Origin of the sequence: Vagococcus sp. CY53-2, from assembly GCF_022604695.1 — a bacterium.
Taxonomy (GTDB): Bacteria; Bacillota; Bacilli; order Lactobacillales; family Vagococcaceae; genus Vagococcus.
The window spans coordinates 236,789-255,445 of sequence record NZ_JALAHP010000001.1; the positions used below are offsets into that span (position 1 = coordinate 236,789).

The 18,657-nt window shown below is 34.6% G+C and carries 19 protein-coding genes and 1 pseudogene; 18 read left to right on the forward strand and 2 right to left on the reverse strand.

All coding sequences use genetic code 11. The annotated features are described in order from the left end of the window. Window positions 1-2: 2 nt before the first annotated feature. The 15 genes and pseudogenes from phnE (at window position 3) to MN581_RS01255 (ending at window position 13,682) form a co-directional block, all read left to right on the forward strand. Complete coding sequence (gene phnE, locus MN581_RS01195; RefSeq protein ID WP_118249641.1) at window positions 3-812, forward strand: phosphonate ABC transporter, permease protein PhnE; 810 nt, start codon at window positions 3-5, stop codon at window positions 810-812. Then, on the forward strand, window positions 805-2,349 hold the full coding sequence (locus MN581_RS01200) for a bifunctional UDP-sugar hydrolase/5'-nucleotidase (RefSeq protein WP_241698992.1): 1,545 nt from the start codon (window positions 805-807) through the stop codon (window positions 2,347-2,349). Before phnE ends, MN581_RS01200 begins: the two co-directional genes overlap by 8 nt. Before the next feature lie 149 nt (window positions 2,350-2,498). After that, a complete protein-coding gene (locus tag MN581_RS01205) occupies window positions 2,499-2,732 on the forward strand; it encodes an antitoxin MazE (RefSeq protein WP_241698993.1) in 234 nt (77 codons plus the stop codon). After that, on the forward strand, window positions 2,733-3,059 hold the full coding sequence (locus tag MN581_RS01210) for a type II toxin-antitoxin system PemK/MazF family toxin (RefSeq protein WP_241698994.1): 327 nt from the start codon (window positions 2,733-2,735) through the stop codon (window positions 3,057-3,059). A 781-nt stretch (window positions 3,060-3,840) separates the two neighbouring features. Then, window positions 3,841-4,074, forward strand: a complete 234-nt coding sequence (locus MN581_RS01215) for a hypothetical protein (protein ID WP_347247397.1) — start codon at window positions 3,841-3,843, stop codon at window positions 4,072-4,074. Between the two features lie 90 nt (window positions 4,075-4,164). Continuing rightward, complete coding sequence (locus MN581_RS10055; protein WP_277756519.1) at window positions 4,165-4,290, forward strand: hypothetical protein; 126 nt, start codon at window positions 4,165-4,167, stop codon at window positions 4,288-4,290. A gap of 176 nt (window positions 4,291-4,466) precedes the next feature. Further along, window positions 4,467-5,051 (forward strand): hypothetical protein, encoded by a 585-nt coding sequence (locus MN581_RS01220; protein ID WP_241698996.1) that lies wholly within the window; start codon window positions 4,467-4,469, stop codon window positions 5,049-5,051. After that, window positions 5,029-5,508 carry a Cna B-type domain-containing protein gene (locus tag MN581_RS01225; RefSeq protein ID WP_241698997.1) on the forward strand — a complete coding sequence of 160 codons (480 nt, stop codon included), beginning with the start codon at window positions 5,029-5,031 and terminating at the stop codon, window positions 5,506-5,508. The genes MN581_RS01220 and MN581_RS01225 overlap by 23 nt, the downstream gene beginning before the upstream one ends. 12 nt (window positions 5,509-5,520) lie before the next feature. Further along, window positions 5,521-5,742, forward strand: a pseudogene (locus tag MN581_RS10060) (Cna B-type domain-containing protein); the annotation flags it as partial. Window positions 5,743-5,745: 3 nt separating this feature from the next. Then, window positions 5,746-5,922 carry an LPXTG cell wall anchor domain-containing protein gene (locus tag MN581_RS10065; RefSeq protein ID WP_277756525.1) on the forward strand — a complete coding sequence of 59 codons (177 nt, stop codon included), beginning with the start codon at window positions 5,746-5,748 and terminating at the stop codon, window positions 5,920-5,922. Window positions 5,923-6,138: 216 nt separating this feature from the next. Beyond that, a complete protein-coding gene (locus tag MN581_RS01235) occupies window positions 6,139-7,776 on the forward strand; it encodes a type I restriction-modification system subunit M (protein ID WP_241698998.1) in 1,638 nt (545 codons plus the stop codon). Next, window positions 7,766-9,037, forward strand: a complete 1,272-nt coding sequence (locus tag MN581_RS01240) for a restriction endonuclease subunit S (protein ID WP_241698999.1) — start codon at window positions 7,766-7,768, stop codon at window positions 9,035-9,037. Before MN581_RS01235 ends, MN581_RS01240 begins: the two co-directional genes overlap by 11 nt. Window positions 9,038-9,057: 20 nt before the next feature. Continuing rightward, the gene (locus MN581_RS01245) at window positions 9,058-12,045 is read left to right on the forward strand and encodes a type I restriction endonuclease subunit R (RefSeq protein ID WP_241699000.1); all 2,988 of its coding nucleotides are present in this window, start codon (window positions 9,058-9,060) and stop codon (window positions 12,043-12,045) included. A 59-nt stretch (window positions 12,046-12,104) separates the two neighbouring features. Further along, window positions 12,105-13,229, forward strand: coding sequence for a GTPase (locus MN581_RS01250; RefSeq protein ID WP_241699001.1), 1,125 nt, complete (start codon window positions 12,105-12,107; stop codon window positions 13,227-13,229). Between the two features lie 57 nt (window positions 13,230-13,286). After that, a complete protein-coding gene (locus MN581_RS01255; protein WP_117972318.1) occupies window positions 13,287-13,682 on the forward strand; it encodes a DUF805 domain-containing protein in 396 nt (131 codons plus the stop codon). 63 nt (window positions 13,683-13,745) lie between these two features. On the opposite strand, the gene MN581_RS01260 is transcribed toward MN581_RS01255, so the two are convergent. Then, a complete protein-coding gene (locus MN581_RS01260) occupies window positions 13,746-14,969 on the reverse strand; it encodes a GNAT family N-acetyltransferase (RefSeq protein ID WP_241699002.1) in 1,224 nt (407 codons plus the stop codon). A gap of 121 nt (window positions 14,970-15,090) precedes the next feature. On the opposite strand from MN581_RS01260, the gene lepA reads away from it, so the two are divergent. The 3 genes from lepA to MN581_RS01275 all read left to right on the forward strand — a co-directional run bounded on the left by lepA (window position 15,091) and on the right by MN581_RS01275 (window position 17,638). Then, the gene (lepA, locus tag MN581_RS01265; RefSeq protein WP_241699003.1) at window positions 15,091-16,929 is read left to right on the forward strand and encodes a translation elongation factor 4; all 1,839 of its coding nucleotides are present in this window, start codon (window positions 15,091-15,093) and stop codon (window positions 16,927-16,929) included. A gap of 137 nt (window positions 16,930-17,066) precedes the next feature. Further along, a complete protein-coding gene (locus MN581_RS01270) occupies window positions 17,067-17,432 on the forward strand; it encodes a DUF3796 domain-containing protein (protein ID WP_241699004.1) in 366 nt (121 codons plus the stop codon). A 2-nt stretch (window positions 17,433-17,434) separates the two neighbouring features. After that, window positions 17,435-17,638 carry a helix-turn-helix transcriptional regulator gene (locus MN581_RS01275; RefSeq protein WP_071456850.1) on the forward strand — a complete coding sequence of 68 codons (204 nt, stop codon included), beginning with the start codon at window positions 17,435-17,437 and terminating at the stop codon, window positions 17,636-17,638. Between the two features lie 57 nt (window positions 17,639-17,695). Here MN581_RS01275 and MN581_RS01280 read toward each other — a convergent pair whose 3' ends face one another. Next, window positions 17,696-18,217, reverse strand: a complete 522-nt coding sequence (locus tag MN581_RS01280; protein ID WP_241699005.1) for a hypothetical protein — start codon at window positions 18,215-18,217, stop codon at window positions 17,696-17,698. Window positions 18,218-18,657: the final 440 nt, after the last annotated feature.

Sequence of the window (18,657 nt, forward strand, 5' to 3'; positions counted from 1 at the left end):
ATATGAATCAACGTATTTTAACTGAATTAAACAAAGAACCAAATAAGACAAAGCAATACGTTATTTTAGTAGCTGTCTTGCTTGGGGCGTTTATCTGGTCATTGTCAGCGTTAAATTTTAACGCGATGGACGAAGGTGGCGGCAAAATCGCTGCAAACATCCTTAAAGGGATTGTTCAACCAGATACCAATCTATTATTTAACGGCACAAAACAAGGTGTCCCTTACTTGCTATTTGAAACAATTTGTATTGCCTTTTTAGGAACGATTTTTGGGGCGATTTTATCGATTCCTATCGCTTTTTTAATGGCACCAAGTATTATGCCAAAACCAGTTTATCTATTCATGAGAGCTTTTGTAGTTGTCATTAGAACGATTCCAGCATTAGTCTATGGGTTAATGTTTATCCGTGTGACTGGACCTGGTCCATTTGCCGGTGTGATGACTATGTCTCTTACCTCGATTGGAATGGTATCAAAATTATATGTAGATGTTATTGAAGAAATTGATACAGGTATTTTAGAATCAATGGACTCATTTGGCTGTACAACATTTGAAAAAATTCGTTTTGGGATTATCCCACAATTAATTGCTAACTTTACCTCAATTACTATCTATCGTTTTGATATGAACTTACGTGATGCAACTATTCTTGGTTTAGTAGGAGCTGGAGGTATTGGAGCGCCGCTTATTTTTGCGATGAACTCATATCGTTGGAATCAAGTTGGCTCAATTTTAATTGGATTAATCGTGTTAATCTTAATTGTTGAAGTCGTATCAAATTATTTGAGAGGAAAATTAGTCAATGGATAAGATAACAATTCTTTCTACCAGTGATACACATGGTTATTTATACCCGACAGATTTTAGAGCAGTCAATCAAGATTTGTCATTTGGGTTATCAAAAGCTGTTACAGCCATTAAAGATGAACAGGCTAAACAAGATGGGACTGTTGTATTAATCGACAATGGCGACTTTTTACAAGGCTCACCGATGAGTTACTATCTGTCGAAACAAAAGAATAGTAAACAAGTCGCTGATATCATGAATTCAGTTGGCTATGATGTGGGTGTTCTTGGTAACCATGAGTTTAATTATGGGGTTGAGTACTTACTTGATACAGTGAGTCAACTGAACTACCCAATCGTTTGTGCGAATATTTTAAATGATAAAAATGAGCCACTAACAGGGCAGGCCTATGTGATTCTTGAAAAAGATGGGTTGAAAATTGCGGTGTTAGGACTGACAACACCCTATATTCCAAATTGGGAACAACCTGAAACAATTAAAGGCTTAACTTTTTTATCGGCACTTGAAACAGCAAAAAAATATGTTCCGAAACTTAAAGGAGAAGCTGATATTGTCATTGTGAGTTATCATGGTGGGTTTGAAAAAGATTTGCAGACTGGTGAAGCAACTGAAAACTTAACAGGGGAAAACGAAGGCTATGATATCGTGACCCAAGTTGAGGGAATTGATGCGTTTGTTACTGGTCATCAACACCGAGTGATGGCAGAAAAAGTCAACGACACACCTGTTACCCAACCAGGGGACAAAGCCAAGCATGTTGGAAAAATGACCTTGATATTAGATGATCATAAACAAGTGACTGACTCAGCAGCTGAGTTATTATCAATGTCTGACTATGATGCCGATAAAGACATTGCCGATACATTTAAGCCAGTCTTAGATACTGTCGAAGATTGGTTGGATCAACCACTTGGACACATAGATGGAGATATGACGATTACTGATCCGATGAGTGTTCGAATCAATGGGCATGCCTACATTGAATTCATTCAAGACGTGCAGATGGATGCGACTGGCGTTGATATCTCTGGAACAGCACTGTTTGATAATGACAGTAAAGGATTCCAGTCTGATGTGACCATGCGTGATATTGTGACAAACTATATTTATCCAAATACTTTAGCTGTGCTTACTGTTTCAGGGCAAGATTTGAAAGATGCCCTTGAACAAAGTGCTGAGTATTTTGCTCTTAATGAGGATGACGAAATTGTCGTGAGTGACAAATTTTTATATCCTAAAACCGAGCATTACAACTATGATATGTATAGTGGTGTTGGGTATAAAGTTATCGTATCAAATCCGGTTGGTAAACGTGTTGTTGAACTGAGTTACAAAGGCAAACCAATCAAGATGGATGATTCACTAGATATTGTCATTAATCAATATCGTGCAGTAGGTGGCGGAAATTACGCAATGTTTGATGCGTCAAAAATCATCAAAGAAGTGACAGTTGATATGACCGAGCTTATTTCCAACTTTTTACAAACACATCCAACTTATCAAGCAAAAACAGAATTTGATTTTAAAGTAGAAAAATAAAACTTAACCTTATCATTCTTAAAATTTTAATGATACATCTTTACCGACTAGCTAACACTAGTCGGTATTTTTGTGTTAATGACTTATCTTTGACACGATTGTTAAATTTAGTTATACTTAGTTTAACAAACCATTAGGAGATGAAAATCATGGAAACAGTCGCTCGAAAAATTGGCAATTCTGTTGGTGCTATTTTTCCTAAAGATATTTCTCCAGAAGTAGGAGATACGTTTACTATTACTAAAGTTGGAGAGGCCTATATTTTAAAACCTAAAAAAGAAGACATTTTTAAACATGCAGATGATTGGGCAGGATTTAGAGATTCTGTGGTACAAGAAGATGCCGAGTGGGATATTATGATGTCTAAAGGGAACGAACACTAAATGGATACGCCAAAACAGAAAGATATTGTTTGGATGGACTTTGATCCATCAAAAGGTAAAGAAATTAAAAAACGTCGACCAGCTTTAGTTGTGAGTCGCGATGAGTTTAATCAGCATACGGGTTTTTGTTTGGTGTGCCCCATCACGTCAACAAATAGAGACTTTTCTACCTATGTGACGATTAAGCAACCACAACAAGTAGAAGGTGAGATTGTGACTCATCAGTTGAGATCGATTGATTTTACCAAACGTCATTTGGAAAAAATCGAGCAATGTGACATATTGACCTGGTTAGAGGTTGTCGAGGTCATAGATATGTTTATATAACATCTAAGAAAACTTATCTTTATAGGTAGGTTTTTCTTTTTTTAAATTAGGTGTTAAGTAACGTCATTGGAAGGTGCGTCATCCACCTATTGCAAAAGGTATCACCCTTTTATTTGGTAAGGGGAAACAGTCAACTTATATTGGAACATTGCATCATGACATAATAGAAATAGACCAGGATTTGAGAGGATTGAGATAAACGGAGAAGGACTCGTTCAACTAACGGTTAACATTAATCATGCTTCGTGGGAATCATTTGAGGATAGTACGTTTGATACATTATTAGCAGCTCATCTTTAAAGGAAAATACTTATATAGATGTAGACGACTTAGAATGATGGAAATACAAATCACTATTTAGAGCTATTCAACTTGCTTGGTCTTATGGCGATATGACATAAGGAAACGATCAAAGAGATGTCACATTATATGAAGATTTTCAGCAAAAACTAGCAGAATATAAACGGTTAAATAAACAAAATATCGTCACAAATATTCAGATAGATAAGGTAAAAGTAACTCGTGCCACACAACATAATGCTTTAAAAAAGGATTGTTTGAGGAAATGTTGATAGACTATTTTGAAGAAAACGGCGTGCTACCGGGTGGTGAAATTCAGACTGTATCATTTAAAGATATCTGGATAATTGAAAGCGTAGAGGGAAAAATGGTTGTTAGAGATAGTCAAAATGTATAGAGATGTCCTATCATGGACTTTAATAAACAAAGATTGGTATATTTAATTATGATATAACGATTAAAACGAAATGAGGTTATGCCCATGTCAGATAAAAAATTATTAAAATCAGAGAAACTACGTTTAAAAAATGATAAATTACGAGCAAAAGGAAAAGACCCATTAAAAGGATGGGGAAAGATGGTTAATACAGGATTAGGTGGTATAAATAAAGGTGCAACGATTGAAAATAGGGCAAGTATGATTGATACAAAGGATTTTATCAAGGATTTACAAAAAGATATAGCAAGTGAAAATAACAAAAAGAATTTATCGTAACATAGAATAAAAAATATCATAGGATGATAAGGTATACCTTGTGTTTTATATTACAATATAATTAAATTTATAAATAAAATAGGAATAAATATGAAAAAAATATCGATTTTCTTATTTTTAGTAGTAGGAATTATTTTTTCAACGTCTAATATTCAAGCTGAAGCAAGTAAATTACCAGATGAGCCAAAAAAAAGGTTAGACTTGATATTAATTTGAAAGATAATCCGGATGTTCATTTAAATAATTTAAATTTGATGCCTTCAAGATTATATACCTTAACAGATGATGATCAACATATTTATTTTTGTTTAGATGAAGGTAGATACTATCCTAATAATGTTGATTATACGTTAGATACAAGTAAAAAACTATCTGGTCCAGTTCTATGATTGATGCAAAATTATTATACAAATATTGATAAAGATAGTCCTGTAAATAATGTACCTGATTATCAACAAGCGAATCATTTAACGAGGTATACTGCTACACAAATCGCTATATGGAAATTAACCGGAGCAAATTTTAATAACATTGTGATTGAATCAAATCCTTTAATTCAACAATTATATGAAGAAGCAAAAGAAAAAACAGATGATAATGATAGTTATCAAGAAATTATCAATAAAATAGATAATATAGAAATAAACGTTAAAGAGATTGTTCCAAACGGGGAAGATAAAGACAATTATTACTACAATATGATCTTTGAAGACAATATGGATGCTGAAACAGAAAAACTAGTTGAAATTGATGATAAAGATACCAATATTGAAGTTCAATTACTTAATGATGGAAAAGTAACGGATATCACAAATGAGGTCTCAATCCAGCCAGATTTTGCAAGGAGAACAATAAAAATAAGCATTCCTAAAAAAATTATTGATGAAAATAAAGCATCTGATTCAGAATTATATTGTAATATTGATGCTCTTATTAGAAGTAAAGAATCTTATTATGTTGTCTACTATGTATGCTAAACCGATTCTACAGCCAATTGGGCCTTTACAACCAATAGAAAAAAGATTAGTTACTCTTGCTAGTATTGATTTTGATAGTGCTGAAACGTCATTTTCAGTATTAAAGCATTGGGACGATCGAGATAATCAAGATGGTTTAAGACCTCAGAACTTAGCAGTACAGCTATATCAAAGTGACCAACCTTACAGTTTTGACCAATCTGAAAGTATTACCACTGGAAAAGAGACAAAATTTGGAGACATTAAATATCTAGATGAAGCAAATGATTGGGAATATATTTGGAAAAATCTACCATTAAAAAATGAAAATGGTCAAACTGCCTATTATACCGTTATGGAAGAATTTGATTCTAAAGACTACAATTTAAGTATTCAAACGACCGATGGTGGTAAAGATTTATATTTAAAAAATGAACATACACCAGAAAAAGTAACTATTGAAGGAGAAAAAGTTTGAGATGATTCAAACAATCAAGATGGTATTCGTCCACAAGATATTAGTGTTCAACTTTACGCCAATGGCAAAGAATCAGGTAAACCCGTGACACTAAACGAAGGTAACAAGTGGCAATATACTTGGAAAGAGTTAGATGAAAAGAAAAATGGTAAAACCATTGAGTATATAGTAAAAGAAGTGGATGTACCAGAAGGTTATACTGCTACTGTCACAGATAATGGTAAAGGACATATTACTTTGACAAACTCTCACAATGTATCAAAAGTACCTGGAACTAATGGAAATGGTACAACAAATAATAATAAACCGAATTTACCAAGTACAGGTGAAGATCATTCGATGAGCCCTATTTTCCATGGAGCAGGCATATTATTAATGTCAATGGGTGCTTTTTATATTAGAAGAAAACACTAAAATTTATTTTTATAAAAACATCAATTTATGATGAGTGGAAATCTCGTCATAGATTGGTGTTTTTGTTTTTGAAACGATTAATACCCAAAAACATCATGAGTACGTATAAAAGAAGAAATAACGATTTCTGATAATAATCTATTAAATTAGCTACCTGTATAGTAATATATAGGTAGATTATTTTTTATTAAAGAAACGAGAAAGAGGTTAAAAATAATGGCTTTATCAAGCGAACAGAAAACAAAAATGTGGGATATGCTTAATCAAACTAGAGGACAAATCGGTCTAACAGCTTATAAAGATTACATATTTGGCATCTTATTTTATAAATATTTATCTGAAAAAAGTACAAAGTGGTTAGAAAAAGTTCTTCGTGGCGACGAAACGTGGGAAAGCGTTTTTACAGAAGATAGCCAAAGAGCAATGGACTATATGAAACAAAATTTAGGTTATGCCATTCAGCCAGGAGACTTTTTTAGTGATTGGCAGCAAGCGATCGATGAAGACCGTTTTAATATTAGTATGATGAGTGATACATTTGGACGATTTAACCAACAAATTGCTTTTGAAGCGAAAGCAGATTTTGAAGGGATTTTTGATGGTATGCGTTTTGATAGTGCTGACTTAGGGTCGAATGCACAATCTCGTTCAAGTGTCATGATGTCAATGATAGAGTTATTGTCCGCTCCTGAATTTGATTTATCTGGTGATGGGGATACGATTTCGGATATCTATGAGTATTTGGTTGCTCAATTTGCGACAGTATTAGCGTCTGATATGGGACAATACTATACGCCAAAAGAAATATCAAACGTGATGGCACGTATTTTAACTCATGGCCATGAAGATAAAGAAAGCTTTTCAATTTATGATCCAACTGTTGGATCAGCGTCACTCCTTTTAACAACGGCGAGTTACATGAAACACTCTGATAAACGTGGAGTGATTAAATATTTTGGTCAAGAACGTGATGCAACGCCGTATCGTTTGGCTCGTATGAACTTGATGATGCATGGTGTGGAGTACAATGATATTAATATCAAGCATGCTGACACACTAGAAAGTGATTGGCCAGATGGGGTTGTGGATGGAAAAGATAGCCCAAGAATGTTCAACGCTGTCATGGCAAATCCACCCTATTCAGCTCATTGGGATAACAAAGAGCGAGAAGATGACCCGCGTTGGCGCGAATATGGTGTCGCACCGAAAACAAAAGCCGATTATGCGTTCTTGCTACATTGTTTGTATCATTTGGACGATAGTGGACGTATGGCGATTATTTTACCACACGGCGTTCTATTTCGTGGTGGTGCAGAGGGACGTATTCGTAAAGCGTTGATTGACAAGCATCAGATTGAGGCAGTCATTGGTTTTCCAGACAAGCTATTTTTAAATACATCTATCCCTGTTAGTGTGATTATTTTGAAAAAACACCGTCAAGAATCAGATATTTTATTTGTTGACGCAAGTAAAGAGTTTGAAAAAGTAAAAAGTCAAAATAAATTGCGAGCAGAAGATATTGAAAAAATTGTTTCAACAGTCATAGAAAGAAAAGAAATTGAGAAATACTCTAGCTTAGCAACCCTTGAAGAAATCAAAGAAAATGACTACAACTTAAACATTCCCCGTTATGTTGATACTTTTGAAGAAGAAGAACCTATCGACATTGATAAAGTGGCAACAGAGTTACTAGATATCGAAACAGAGTTACAAGATAGCCAAGCTAGTCTGATGAGCATGCTACAAGAACTTGTTGCAACAAATGATGATACTAAACAACAACTAGATAACAGTACTAGTAAACTATCTAAGATATGGGGCAATGCAAAGGAGACGACTCACGATGGTAAATAAGTTAACACCAAGTATTCGTTTCGATGGATTTACTGATGCTTGGGAACAGCGTAAGCTTTCAGATGTAATAAAACTAAATGGTGGAAATGCATTTAGTAGCAAAGACTCTGTTACAAATGGAATTCCATGGTTGAAAATCGCAAATGTAGATAAAAATGGTGTCGATTGGACAACTGAGTCTTTTTTACCTTTAGAATTCTGGGACAAGTATTCAAACTATCAACTATATAAAGGTGATTATGTGATGGCATTAACAAGACCGATTTTAAATAATACTTTAAAAATTGGTAGAGTGGATAAGGAATCTTTATTAAATCAACGTGTGGCAAAATTAGAATTTGAATTGGATAAAGAATTTACTTATCAATTAATACAAAAACAAAGTACAGTAGATAAAATAGATAATGAGTTAGCTGGTACAGACCCGCCTAATTTAGGAACAAAAACTTTAGCTAATATTAGTGTTAAAATCACAAATAATATGACAGAACAAACTAAAATCGGTAACTTCTTCAAACAACTTGACGACACTATCGCACTTCATCAGCGTGAGTTAGATTTATTGAAAGAACAGAAAAAAGGATTTTTACAAAAAATGTTCCCTAAAAAAGATGAAGTAGTACCTGAAATTCGTTTTGAAGGATTTACTGACGCTTGGGAACAGCGTAAGTTTAGTGATTGTTTTAATTTTCCTGTATCCACAAACTCACTGTCTAGAGCATTGTTAAACTATGATGAGGGTGATGTTAAAAGTGTCCACTATGGTGATATATTAATCAAATATTCTACTATTCTAAATATTAAGATAGATGAAATCCCATATATTACTGATGGTAAATTAGAAAAATATAACTCCAATTTACTAAAAAATGGTGACTTAATTTTTGCAGATGCAGCTGAAGATGAAACTGTAGGAAAAGCTGTAGAAGTTAGTGGTATTACTGATGAAAATCTTGTTGCAGGATTGCATACTATTGTTGCAAGATCAAAAGAAAAAAAGGCAGAATTCTTTTTAGGATATTATATTAACTCTGATGTTTATCATAGACAGCTTTTAAGATTGATGCAAGGGTCTAAAGTATCCTCAATTAGTAAAGGAAACCTACAAAAAACAATCGTATCCTTTCCCAAAAATATGGAAGAACAATCCCAAATCGGAAACTTCTTCAAGCAACTAGACGACACTATCGCACTTCATCAGCGTAAGTTAGATTTATTGAAAGAATTGAAAAAAGGGTATCTGCAAAAAATGTTTGTTTAAGGTAGTAAAGGAGGGATACAATGGCGGAGGATAAATTTGAAAAAGCACTGATAAAGAAGTTGGAGTCTGAAGGATGGACGTACCGGAAAGATTTGTCAGGTGTTAGTACTAAAAAATTAGAAGAACACTGGCGTGATATTTTAAATGAAGTCAATGCCCCAAAACTAAATGGAGTGTCGCTATCAGATATTGAGTTTGGGTTAATTATGCAAGAGCTCCAACGAATCAAAACGCCATATGATGCCCAATTATTACTTGTTGGTGCTGGGGGAGTTGGTTCGATTCCTATCACACGAGATGATGGCTCAAACTTGGAAATCGAGATTTTCTTTGAAGATGATGTAGCTGGTGGTAGATCACGATATGAAATAGTCAATCAAGTTCATTTTACTGAACTTCCTACTGCTTTGACGACCAAGAGAATCATTGATTTGATGTTACTGATTAATGGTTTGCCAGTTGCTCATGTAGAGTTAAAAGATGAGCATTTACAAAATCAGTGGAGTGCGTTTGAGCAATTAAAAGGTTATCACGGAGATGGCATGTATACAGGACTGTTTTCATTTGTCCAAGTGCAATTTATCATGAGTCAACATGCAGCTCATTATATGGCTCGTCCCAATGCGTTTGAGCATTATAATAAAACATTTGTGTTTGGTTGGCGAGATGACAAGGGACAAGATATTTCAGATGCTTTTGAGTTTGCGCATCAAGTAATGGGGATTCCGGCATTACATCGTTTAGTCACAGTCAATATGATACCTGACGCATCAAGTGATAACCTAATGGTCATGCGTAGTTATCAAATACAAGCCACACGAAACATTTTGCAACGAATGAAAGAAGTAGAGCAAAATGGATTGTTTGAAAAAGAGGGTGGCTATATTTGGCACACAACAGGCTCTGGTAAAACAGTGACCTCTTTTAAAGTCGCCCAATTACTAGCCTCTGCTCCTCGAGTGAAAAATGTCTTATTTATCGTGGATAGAGTCGATTTAATCGAACAAACGCTAGAAAACTTTAAAGATTTTGCCTATACTCACTTTAAAAATCGCATCAAAAAAGTGAACGGTCGCCAACTAAAAAAAGAGTTGAATCATAAAGGGACGTCAAAAATCTTGTTGATTTCAGTACAAGGGTTAACAAAAGCAGTAAAAAATGGACTGACAAACAATGATTGGAATGTCATCATCATGGATGAAGCTCATCGCTCGGCAAGTGGAGACTCAGTCAAATTAATTAAAAAAGCTTTCAGTAAGACAACGTGGTTTGGTTTTACTGGTACACCAAACTTTTACAGTGATACACTAAATGATGTGAATACCACACGGGATATTTCAACGCATGATATTTTTGGTAAAAGACTTCATAGCTACACGATTAAAGATGCGATTGGCGATGGCAATGTTTTAGGCTTTGACGTGACGTATTATAGACCAGATTATACCATCACTAACCCGTCAGAAGACTTTACTGAAAAAGAGTATGAAAAAGAAATTTATAGTAGTATTCCATATAGACAACAAGTGATTGAGGATATACTAGGTCACTGGGATAAAAACTCAGGTGGGGAAGTTATTGGTGGGATACAAGAGAAAAACGTCTTTCAAGCGATGCTTGCGGTATCAGGTAAACAAGCGGTTGTGTCTTATTACAATCTGTTTAAAGAGATAGCACCAAACTTGCGAGTTGCGATGACTTTTTCAAAAGATGAAAGCAATGAAACAGGCACAAAAGAACTGAATGAAAGTTTGAAAAAAGCGATTGGTGAGTATGCAGAAAGGTACAATACACCAAGTATCTTACATGCTAAAGATCCAGAGCGTGCGTATATTACAGATATCACCAAACGTTTGGCACGAAAAAAACCTTACAATCGAAATCTTGATGAAGATAGACTCGATTTAGTGATTGTATCAGACCAGTTATTAACAGGATTTGATTCAAAGTATATCAATATGATTTACATGGATAAAATGCTGAAAGAAGGTATGTTGATTCAAGCAATGTCACGAACCAATCGTACGTTTGACCGCAGCAGCAAACCTTATGGAAAAGTGCGTTTTTATCGTAAGGGTGATGAGATGCAATCCTTTGTTGAAAATGCCTTACGCATCTATACAAAAGGCGGCAATGATACACTAGAAGAAGCGAAAAAAGAAAGTGAAAAAGAAGATAAAAAAGAACTGGAAGATGATGGGATTTTTGCGACCTCACAAAGTAGTCAAATAGAGGAATTATCTCCGTCTGTCAGTCGATTGAAACAATTAGCAGGAGAAGATTTCAGTCAAATTCCTCGTTCTGAAACGGAACGCGAAGAATTTGCTAAATTAGCCGCATCAACACAAGATAAAATCCAACGTCTAATGAGACAAGGGTATGATTTGGGTACAGAGGTTGAGGAATTTAACGCAGATAATGAGCCAACTGGTAAAAAAGTCATGTTGGACATCAAAAATACCGAAGAGCTAGGAGCATTACAAGCACGCCTGAATGATGTGGTGGAGTTATTACCACAAGAAAAAAGACCTGACATTACCGAGATTCGTGTTGCTTTGGAAAAATACTCTGCTGAAATCATTGACTACGATAAATTAGTTGAGCTATTGAATAACTACATTGATAAGACTGACGAAACTAATAAACAAGCCATTGAGGAACACATTATTCCAATGGATGAAGACAGTCGTCAAGAAATTCATGATATTGTGGGAGACATTGAATCAGGAGATATTACAGAGCATTTTACGACTGAGACATTGGCGACCACACGAAAAAAATATCGGACAGAAAAACAAGAATTAGAAATCAGACGATGGGCAGCCAATCAAGACGTTAATAGTAATCGTATCATGGAAGCTTATGAAACCTATCTTCCTGGTCATTCGTTGCTAGATAACCCTAGATTAGCGGAGATTGTTCATGAGATTGAAGAGGAAGAAGACATTGGATTTTTTGGTGCTTCAGAGTTTGAAGAGTCATTAATAGAGTTTTTTGATACGTTGTAATTTAATCAGGTATAATGTTTTATCATGTTAATGATTCTTATAAAAGGAGGTAAAAGAACATGGATCAAGCGAATTATAAAAAATATGTTGAAGAAACATTTAATAATGTTAAGAAAGAAAATAAAGAGCTAAAAAAGGTTAATCTCTTGATTGCAGGAAAAAGTGGCGTTGGTAAATCCACACTGATTAATACGGTATTTGGTGAAGATTTAGTAAAAACGGGCGTTGGTAAACCTGTTACAGAGGATATTCATTTGATTGAACAGAAAAATTTTCCTGTTAGAATTTATGATACTGTAGGATTTGAAATTAGTAAGATGGGGTTTGATATAAAAAGCGTGATCAAATCATTCAAACGAAACCCTATCCAACAACTAATAAAAAAAGTTCAAGCAACTGAAACAACAGACGATGATGTCCATGTTGTGTGGTATGTTATTTCTGGATCAGGTGCTAGAATTGAAGAGGCTGAAATATCATTTATCAAGTGGCTAGTTAATCAAAATTTACCTGTTATTATTGTATTGACAAAATGCTTTGACATAAAAGAAGCCACCCTTTTGAAAAATGAAATAGAAAAATTAATCGACTCTTCCTTTGATATTATACTAGTACTAGCAAAGCAAACAGAACATCAAGGCATCTTTGGGATTGAAGAATTAATCGATGCTACTGTTGAACTGTTACCTGAAGGGTTACAAGCGTCATTTATCCATTCACAAGAAGCTTCTATCAAAGTCAAACATAATGAAGCTGTTAAAGTTGTGACCGCTACTATGGCCGCTAATTTTGGAACGGGATTTGCTCCCATCCCTGGGGCAGATGCTCCGATAATGATGACATCACAAACAGCGATGATGACCAAAATCACCTCAATTTATGGAATTGAAGTTGATAAGCAAAAAATAGAAACAGCTTTAACTAGTATGTTAGGGGTCTATGCTGCAATGATATCAGGAAAATCATTAGCTGGTAATATTGCTAAACTAGTACCAGGTGTTGGAACACTTGGTGGAGGCCTTATATCTGGTGGTGTCGGAATGGTTATTACTGGTGCATTGGGGTATGCCTATATAGAATTAATGGAACTCGTTATTAAAGGACAAGTTGATTTAAGTACTATGACACCTGATGCTTTAACAGACTTATTATTAAAGCTGTTACCAAATTATTTACCAAAATAATATAATGTTTGACTAATTGTTAAGTTGTTTTACAATGAAAAAATAGGAGGTGATTATATGATAAACGCTTATAGAGAATATTGGAATAATATGACAGTAATGAATGCTTCATCTACACGAGCTCAATATTGGTGGCCACAAGTGATCAATTATTTTGTTTTAGCTCTCTACACTAGTCTGACAGGGACCTACAAGTATATTGATTTTATGTCTGACGGTTCAAGGGTCATTAAAGAGTGGAATTCGGTAACGATTATTTTTGTTGTGCTAACTATTTTAATTTGGTTAGCAAATTTTACTGTTCGTGCAAGAAGATTGCATGACAGGGATCATAGTAACTGGTGGATTTTATTTTATCTTTTACCTGTTATTGGTAATTTTATTATCTTCATTACATTAATTTTACCAAGCAAACAACAAACTAGATGGCCAGTTAATCAATCTGATATATAGGAAAAAGGACTTAACAAGACATGAATTCTTGCTAAGTCCTTTTTTATGAAATCAAACACGTTATCAGAAATAATCACTAAAGTATGCTTCTTGATCAGGAATGATTCTCTCAAGCGTTCTAAGTGTTTCTTTATCCGTTTTTAATCGTTCAATACGATAAAGATATGACGGACGTTTATAACTCATTAGAAGAGCAGTGAGCGTCTGAATATCAACATAAACAGGATTTCCAATAGCTTCATTTGTTACAGTCAAATGATTATCCTCATCCCACATTAAACTAAAGTGGTTATTATTCCACTCAGCAATAGGATCAGTCACAACAAAGTGGAATGGTTTACCCGTAGTGATAAACGAGTATTGTTTGATGAATTGCTCAACATCTACAATGCGTGCCATAAAGTAAGGCTCAATGGATTCTTTTATTTCACTGTCTTCAAATAAAAAGGCAATTGGCTCATTTTTATAGGTAGCACCAACAACACGGTCAATCATTGAAAAATGGGCAGACACAAAATTCCAAAGCCCTTTTCTAGCTTCTTGGTTTAAATAAAACATCTCTTTGATATGAAACACTTCTTCAGCTATCCAATAAAAACAAACCCCACAAGGATCACCATCTGCGCTATAATAAATAGCAGCTGTCCGTTCTTCTTCATTTTCCCAACGCCAATATTCTTCCCAGTTTAAATCAGAACGAATCATTGCCCCATGGTTTTGTTCAGCAAATGCGTCATAGACTTTGTAAACATCTTCATGGTCAATATTCTCGCGTTCAACATATCCAGGCACGTCAACTGGTTTTGGAAGTTGTGTGTCTTTTATTTCAAATGATATTTTATCGGACATAATTTCCCAGCCCTTACGACGGTAGTAAGGGATATTATAAGGGTAGAGATAAGAAATCCATTGCTTATTATCACGCATTTTAACTAAACCCAATTTAATCAACTCACTCATTAATCCCATGTTGGTGTATTCTGGGTACGTTCCAACACCAGTTAAACCAGCCATTTCATAGACAGTATCATGGATGTTAACTTCACAAGGATAGATAGCTAATTGAGAAATTAACTCATCATCTTGAGTAAACCAACCATAAACATCTGCTTCCCTTAAAACAGGACGTTTGGCACGAATGATTTCTGACTCATCTTCATAGCCACTCTCCTCAATATCAGAGTCAGTAACTTGAAAGACATAACGAAGTAACTCATTAAATTGTTTCAAATATTTTAGTTCGACCTTTTTTAAGGTTAAATTCTCGTGTGCATCTTTTGATTCCATTTATCTTTCTCCTATTGTTTGATAATGTTTATTATATCAAACATATATTGAAAATACTTTAAAAACACTCAAAAGATTGGTATAATTGAAAATGCTGATTAATAGAAAGTAGGAGATAACGATGAATTTTGATGAAATGAAAAAAAGACAAGAATCTATTCGGAATTTCTCCATCATAGCACATATTGACCATGGAAAATCAACGCTTGCTGACCGTATTTTACAACAGACCGAAACCGTTTCTGACCGTGAAATGCAAGAGCAGTTACTTGATTCAATGGACTTAGAAAGAGAACGCGGTATTACAATCAAATTAAATGCCGTTGAGTTAACTTATAATGCGAAAGATGGAAAAGAATATATTTTTCACCTAATTGATACACCCGGGCATGTCGATTTTACTTATGAAGTGTCACGCAGTTTAGCCGCTTGTGAGGGGGCTGTTCTTGTGGTAGATGCAGCTCAAGGGATTGAAGCTCAAACGTTAGCCAACGTGTATTTAGCCGTTGATAATGATTTAGAAATTTTACCAGTTATTAATAAAATAGATTTACCTGCAGCAGATCCTGAGCGTGTTAGAAAAGAAATCGAAGACGTGATTGGGATTGACGCGAGTGAAGCCGTACTAGCTAGTGCAAAGGCTGGAATTGGGATTGAAGATATCTTAGAACAAATCGTTGAATACGTACCAGCTCCTGACGGTGATTTGAACGCACCACTAAAAGCACTGATTTTTGACTCTGTGTACGACTCTTATCGTGGGGTTGTATTAAATATTCGTGTCTTTGATGGTGTCGTAAAACCAGGAGATACGATTCAATTAATGAATAACGGTGTTCAATACGAAGTTAGTGAAGTGGGCATTTTCTCTCCAAAAGCTGTTCCAAGAGATTTCTTGATGGTAGGAGACGTTGGTTACTTAACAGCAAGTATTAAAAATATTCAAGATACACAAGTAGGGGATACCATTACATTAGCGGATAATCCGGCGAGCGAACCTTTAGATGGTTACCGCAAAATGAACCCAATGGTGTATTGTGGATTATACCCAATTGATACATCAAAATACAATGACTTACGTGAAGCACTTGAACGTTTGCAATTAAATGACTCTGCTCTTGATTTTGAGCCGGAAACATCTCAAGCATTAGGATTTGGTTTCCGTTGTGGGTTCTTAGGACTACTACATATGGATGTTATCCAAGAGCGTTTAGAACGTGAATTTAATTTAGACTTGATTACAACCGCACCGTCTGTAATTTATCATGTCAATCTAACTGACGGGTCACAAGTCATCGTTGACAACCCGGCAGAATTCCCAGAGCCAGGTGTAATTGATAGCGTGGAAGAGCCTTATGTTAAAGCACAAATCATGGTACCAAATGATTATGTTGGGGCTGTCATGGACATTTCTCAACGTAAACGTGGTGAGTTTGTGACGATGGATTATTTAGATGATTACCGTGTAAATATCGTCTACAATATTCCATTATCTGAGATTGTCTTTGACTTCTTTGACAAATTAAAATCAGGGACAAAAGGCTATGCCTCACTTGATTATGAATTGATTGGTTATCGAACAAGTAACTTAGTTAAAATGGATATTTTACTAAATGCTGAAAAAGTTGATGCCTTGAGCTTTATCGTGCATAAAGACTTTGCGTACGAACGTGGGAAAGCCATCGTTGAAAAACTACGTAAATTAATTCCAAGACAACAATTTGAGGTGCCTATCCAAGCCGCAATTGGTGCGAAGATTGTTTCTCGTACGGATATTAAAGCCTTACGTAAAAACGTATTGGCGAAATGTTATGGTGGTGACGTCTCTCGTAAACGTAAATTGCTGGAAAAACAAAAAGAAGGTAAAAAACGGATGAAACAAATCGGATCAGTTGAAGTCCCACAAGAAGCCTTCATGGCCGTTCTTAAAATGGACGATGACGAGCCGAAGAAGAAATAATAAATTTAAAAAAACCAGAAAGATATAAATTCTTTTTGGTTTTTTATATATAAACTCTTTTCCATTGATAAACTATCTCTAAAGTGATATATTTGTATCATTAAGAGATAAATATATCACTTTAGGAGGAGAATTAAATGAAGAAAGAACTAACAAATAAAAGTTGGTTAATTGGTTTTTTAGGCTGTATAGGTGTATTAGGGGTTAAAGGAGAACCAAATTTTTTACTGTTCTTTTCATTTTTTTCAGGGTTTCAATATATTTGGCTATACAAGTTAGGGACAATGTATGATGAAAGACTGATTGAAAATAAAAACAAAGCAGCAGGGACTGCTCTAAAAATAGCTTTAATATTTGGGTTAATTTCGAATTTAGCGATCAGTTTTTTATTTACTGATTACGAAATTCTATATAGATGGACTCTTGGAATCTTTTCATTTACCTTTTCTATTGGTCTAAATAGCTGGGCTTATCTAACTTATAAGTATGATAAGGAGGATTAATGATGGCATCTTTTGAGTCACATGTGAAAAAATACCGCTTATTAAAAGACATGACACAAGATGAATTAGCAACAGCTGTTGGCATACGCCGGGAAACGATAGGAAGGCTAGAGCAAGCAAAGTACAACCCATCTCTTGAACTCGCTGTTAATATTTCAAGAGTCTTAGATGTTCCAATCGAAACATTATTTGAATTTGACAGATAAAAAGTTTTATCAAAAAACACCTTTCCTTTTGGTCTTATGTCAAAAGGGAAGGTGTTTTTAGTTAACTAAGTGGTACTCTCTGGGTGATGTGCCATCATTATAGTCAATTATCATTTTTTCATTTGTGATGACATGTATCTGAGCAGCTTCACCCCCGATTGTGATATATAAAGTATCACTCATCGCATTATAGGAATCAATTTTCACATCTAATTGTCTTGGCTCACTTAGCCCCGCGGTTGTTGCTGACCAAGAACCATCTTCATGAATCATTAGAAAACTATCTGTTGATGGTACTGCCCATTTACCCTGTAAAGAAATCATTTTGTTTAAGGCAATATCTTTTTGACTCATTGAGTCCTCGGAGTGTTGTGACTCATAGGTAATAGAAGAAACGTTGGTACTAACAGCTGTTTCCTTTATTGATGAAAGGGTACTACTGTTTAATGTTGACGAAAAAGAAGACCTTTCCTTTGTTGTGTCACTTTTTTCTCTATTTTGTGTTCCTAAAAAATACCCACCACCAGCAAAAATAATCACCACTAAAATGACAATCACAATATCTCGTTTATCTTTCATGTTATCCTCCAATATGATATGACTAGTTAGATTATCATTATATCATTAAGTATGATGTCAATGTTTACATTATCTGTTTTTTATTAGATTAACTATTTTATTATGTTAAATAATTATAGGTAAATATTATTGAGAATTGTTTTATTGTTTTATTGTTTTATTTTTTTCTATAATCATCGATTTAAACTCTTTCTTTGTGAAGGGATAGGAATATTTATCTGATAGTTCAGATTTTTTAATACAAGAAGAGTTACCTAAAAAAGCGTTATTTATTGGTGCTGGGATTATCTCTTTTGCTTTTACGACAATTGCTAAAGCATTTGGATGCGACGTCACCGTGTTGCAGCATGATGAATTAGTTTTGAAAAATTTTGATCAGGAATTCGTCAGTGAATTGATTGAAATAAATAAAAAACGTGGTGTGTCTTTTTTCTTTAATG

Bases quoted from the DNA above. Each gene is read 5' to 3' on its own strand.
- MN581_RS01245 (WP_241699000.1), top strand. From the start codon at position 9,058: ATGGCGGAGGATAAATTTGAAAAAGCACTGATAAAGAAGTTGGAGTCT.
- MN581_RS01200 (WP_241698992.1), top strand. From the start codon at position 805: ATGGATAAGATAACAATTCTTTCTACCAGTGATACACATGGTTATTTA.
- phnE (WP_118249641.1), top strand. From the start codon at position 3: ATGAATCAACGTATTTTAACTGAATTAAACAAAGAACCAAATAAGACA.
- MN581_RS01235 (WP_241698998.1), top strand. From the start codon at position 6,139: ATGGCTTTATCAAGCGAACAGAAAACAAAAATGTGGGATATGCTTAAT.
- MN581_RS01240 (WP_241698999.1), top strand. From the start codon at position 7,766: ATGGTAAATAAGTTAACACCAAGTATTCGTTTCGATGGATTTACTGAT.
- MN581_RS01215 (WP_347247397.1), top strand. From the start codon at position 3,841: ATGTCAGATAAAAAATTATTAAAATCAGAGAAACTACGTTTAAAAAAT.
- MN581_RS10055 (WP_277756519.1), top strand. From the start codon at position 4,165: ATGAAAAAAATATCGATTTTCTTATTTTTAGTAGTAGGAATTATTTTT.
- MN581_RS01260 (WP_241699002.1), bottom strand. From the start codon at position 14,969: ATGGAATCAAAAGATGCACACGAGAATTTAACCTTAAAAAAGGTCGAA.
- lepA (WP_241699003.1), top strand. From the start codon at position 15,091: ATGAATTTTGATGAAATGAAAAAAAGACAAGAATCTATTCGGAATTTC.
- MN581_RS01205 (WP_241698993.1), top strand. From the start codon at position 2,499: ATGGAAACAGTCGCTCGAAAAATTGGCAATTCTGTTGGTGCTATTTTT.
- MN581_RS01210 (WP_241698994.1), top strand. From the start codon at position 2,733: ATGGATACGCCAAAACAGAAAGATATTGTTTGGATGGACTTTGATCCA.
- MN581_RS01280 (WP_241699005.1), bottom strand. From the start codon at position 18,217: ATGAAAGATAAACGAGATATTGTGATTGTCATTTTAGTGGTGATTATT.
- MN581_RS01270 (WP_241699004.1), top strand. From the start codon at position 17,067: ATGAAGAAAGAACTAACAAATAAAAGTTGGTTAATTGGTTTTTTAGGC.
- MN581_RS01275 (WP_071456850.1), top strand. From the start codon at position 17,435: ATGGCATCTTTTGAGTCACATGTGAAAAAATACCGCTTATTAAAAGAC.
- MN581_RS01255 (WP_117972318.1), top strand. From the start codon at position 13,287: ATGATAAACGCTTATAGAGAATATTGGAATAATATGACAGTAATGAAT.
- MN581_RS01225 (WP_241698997.1), top strand. From the start codon at position 5,029: ATGTTGTCTACTATGTATGCTAAACCGATTCTACAGCCAATTGGGCCT.
- MN581_RS01250 (WP_241699001.1), top strand. From the start codon at position 12,105: ATGGATCAAGCGAATTATAAAAAATATGTTGAAGAAACATTTAATAAT.
- MN581_RS01220 (WP_241698996.1), top strand. From the start codon at position 4,467: ATGCAAAATTATTATACAAATATTGATAAAGATAGTCCTGTAAATAAT.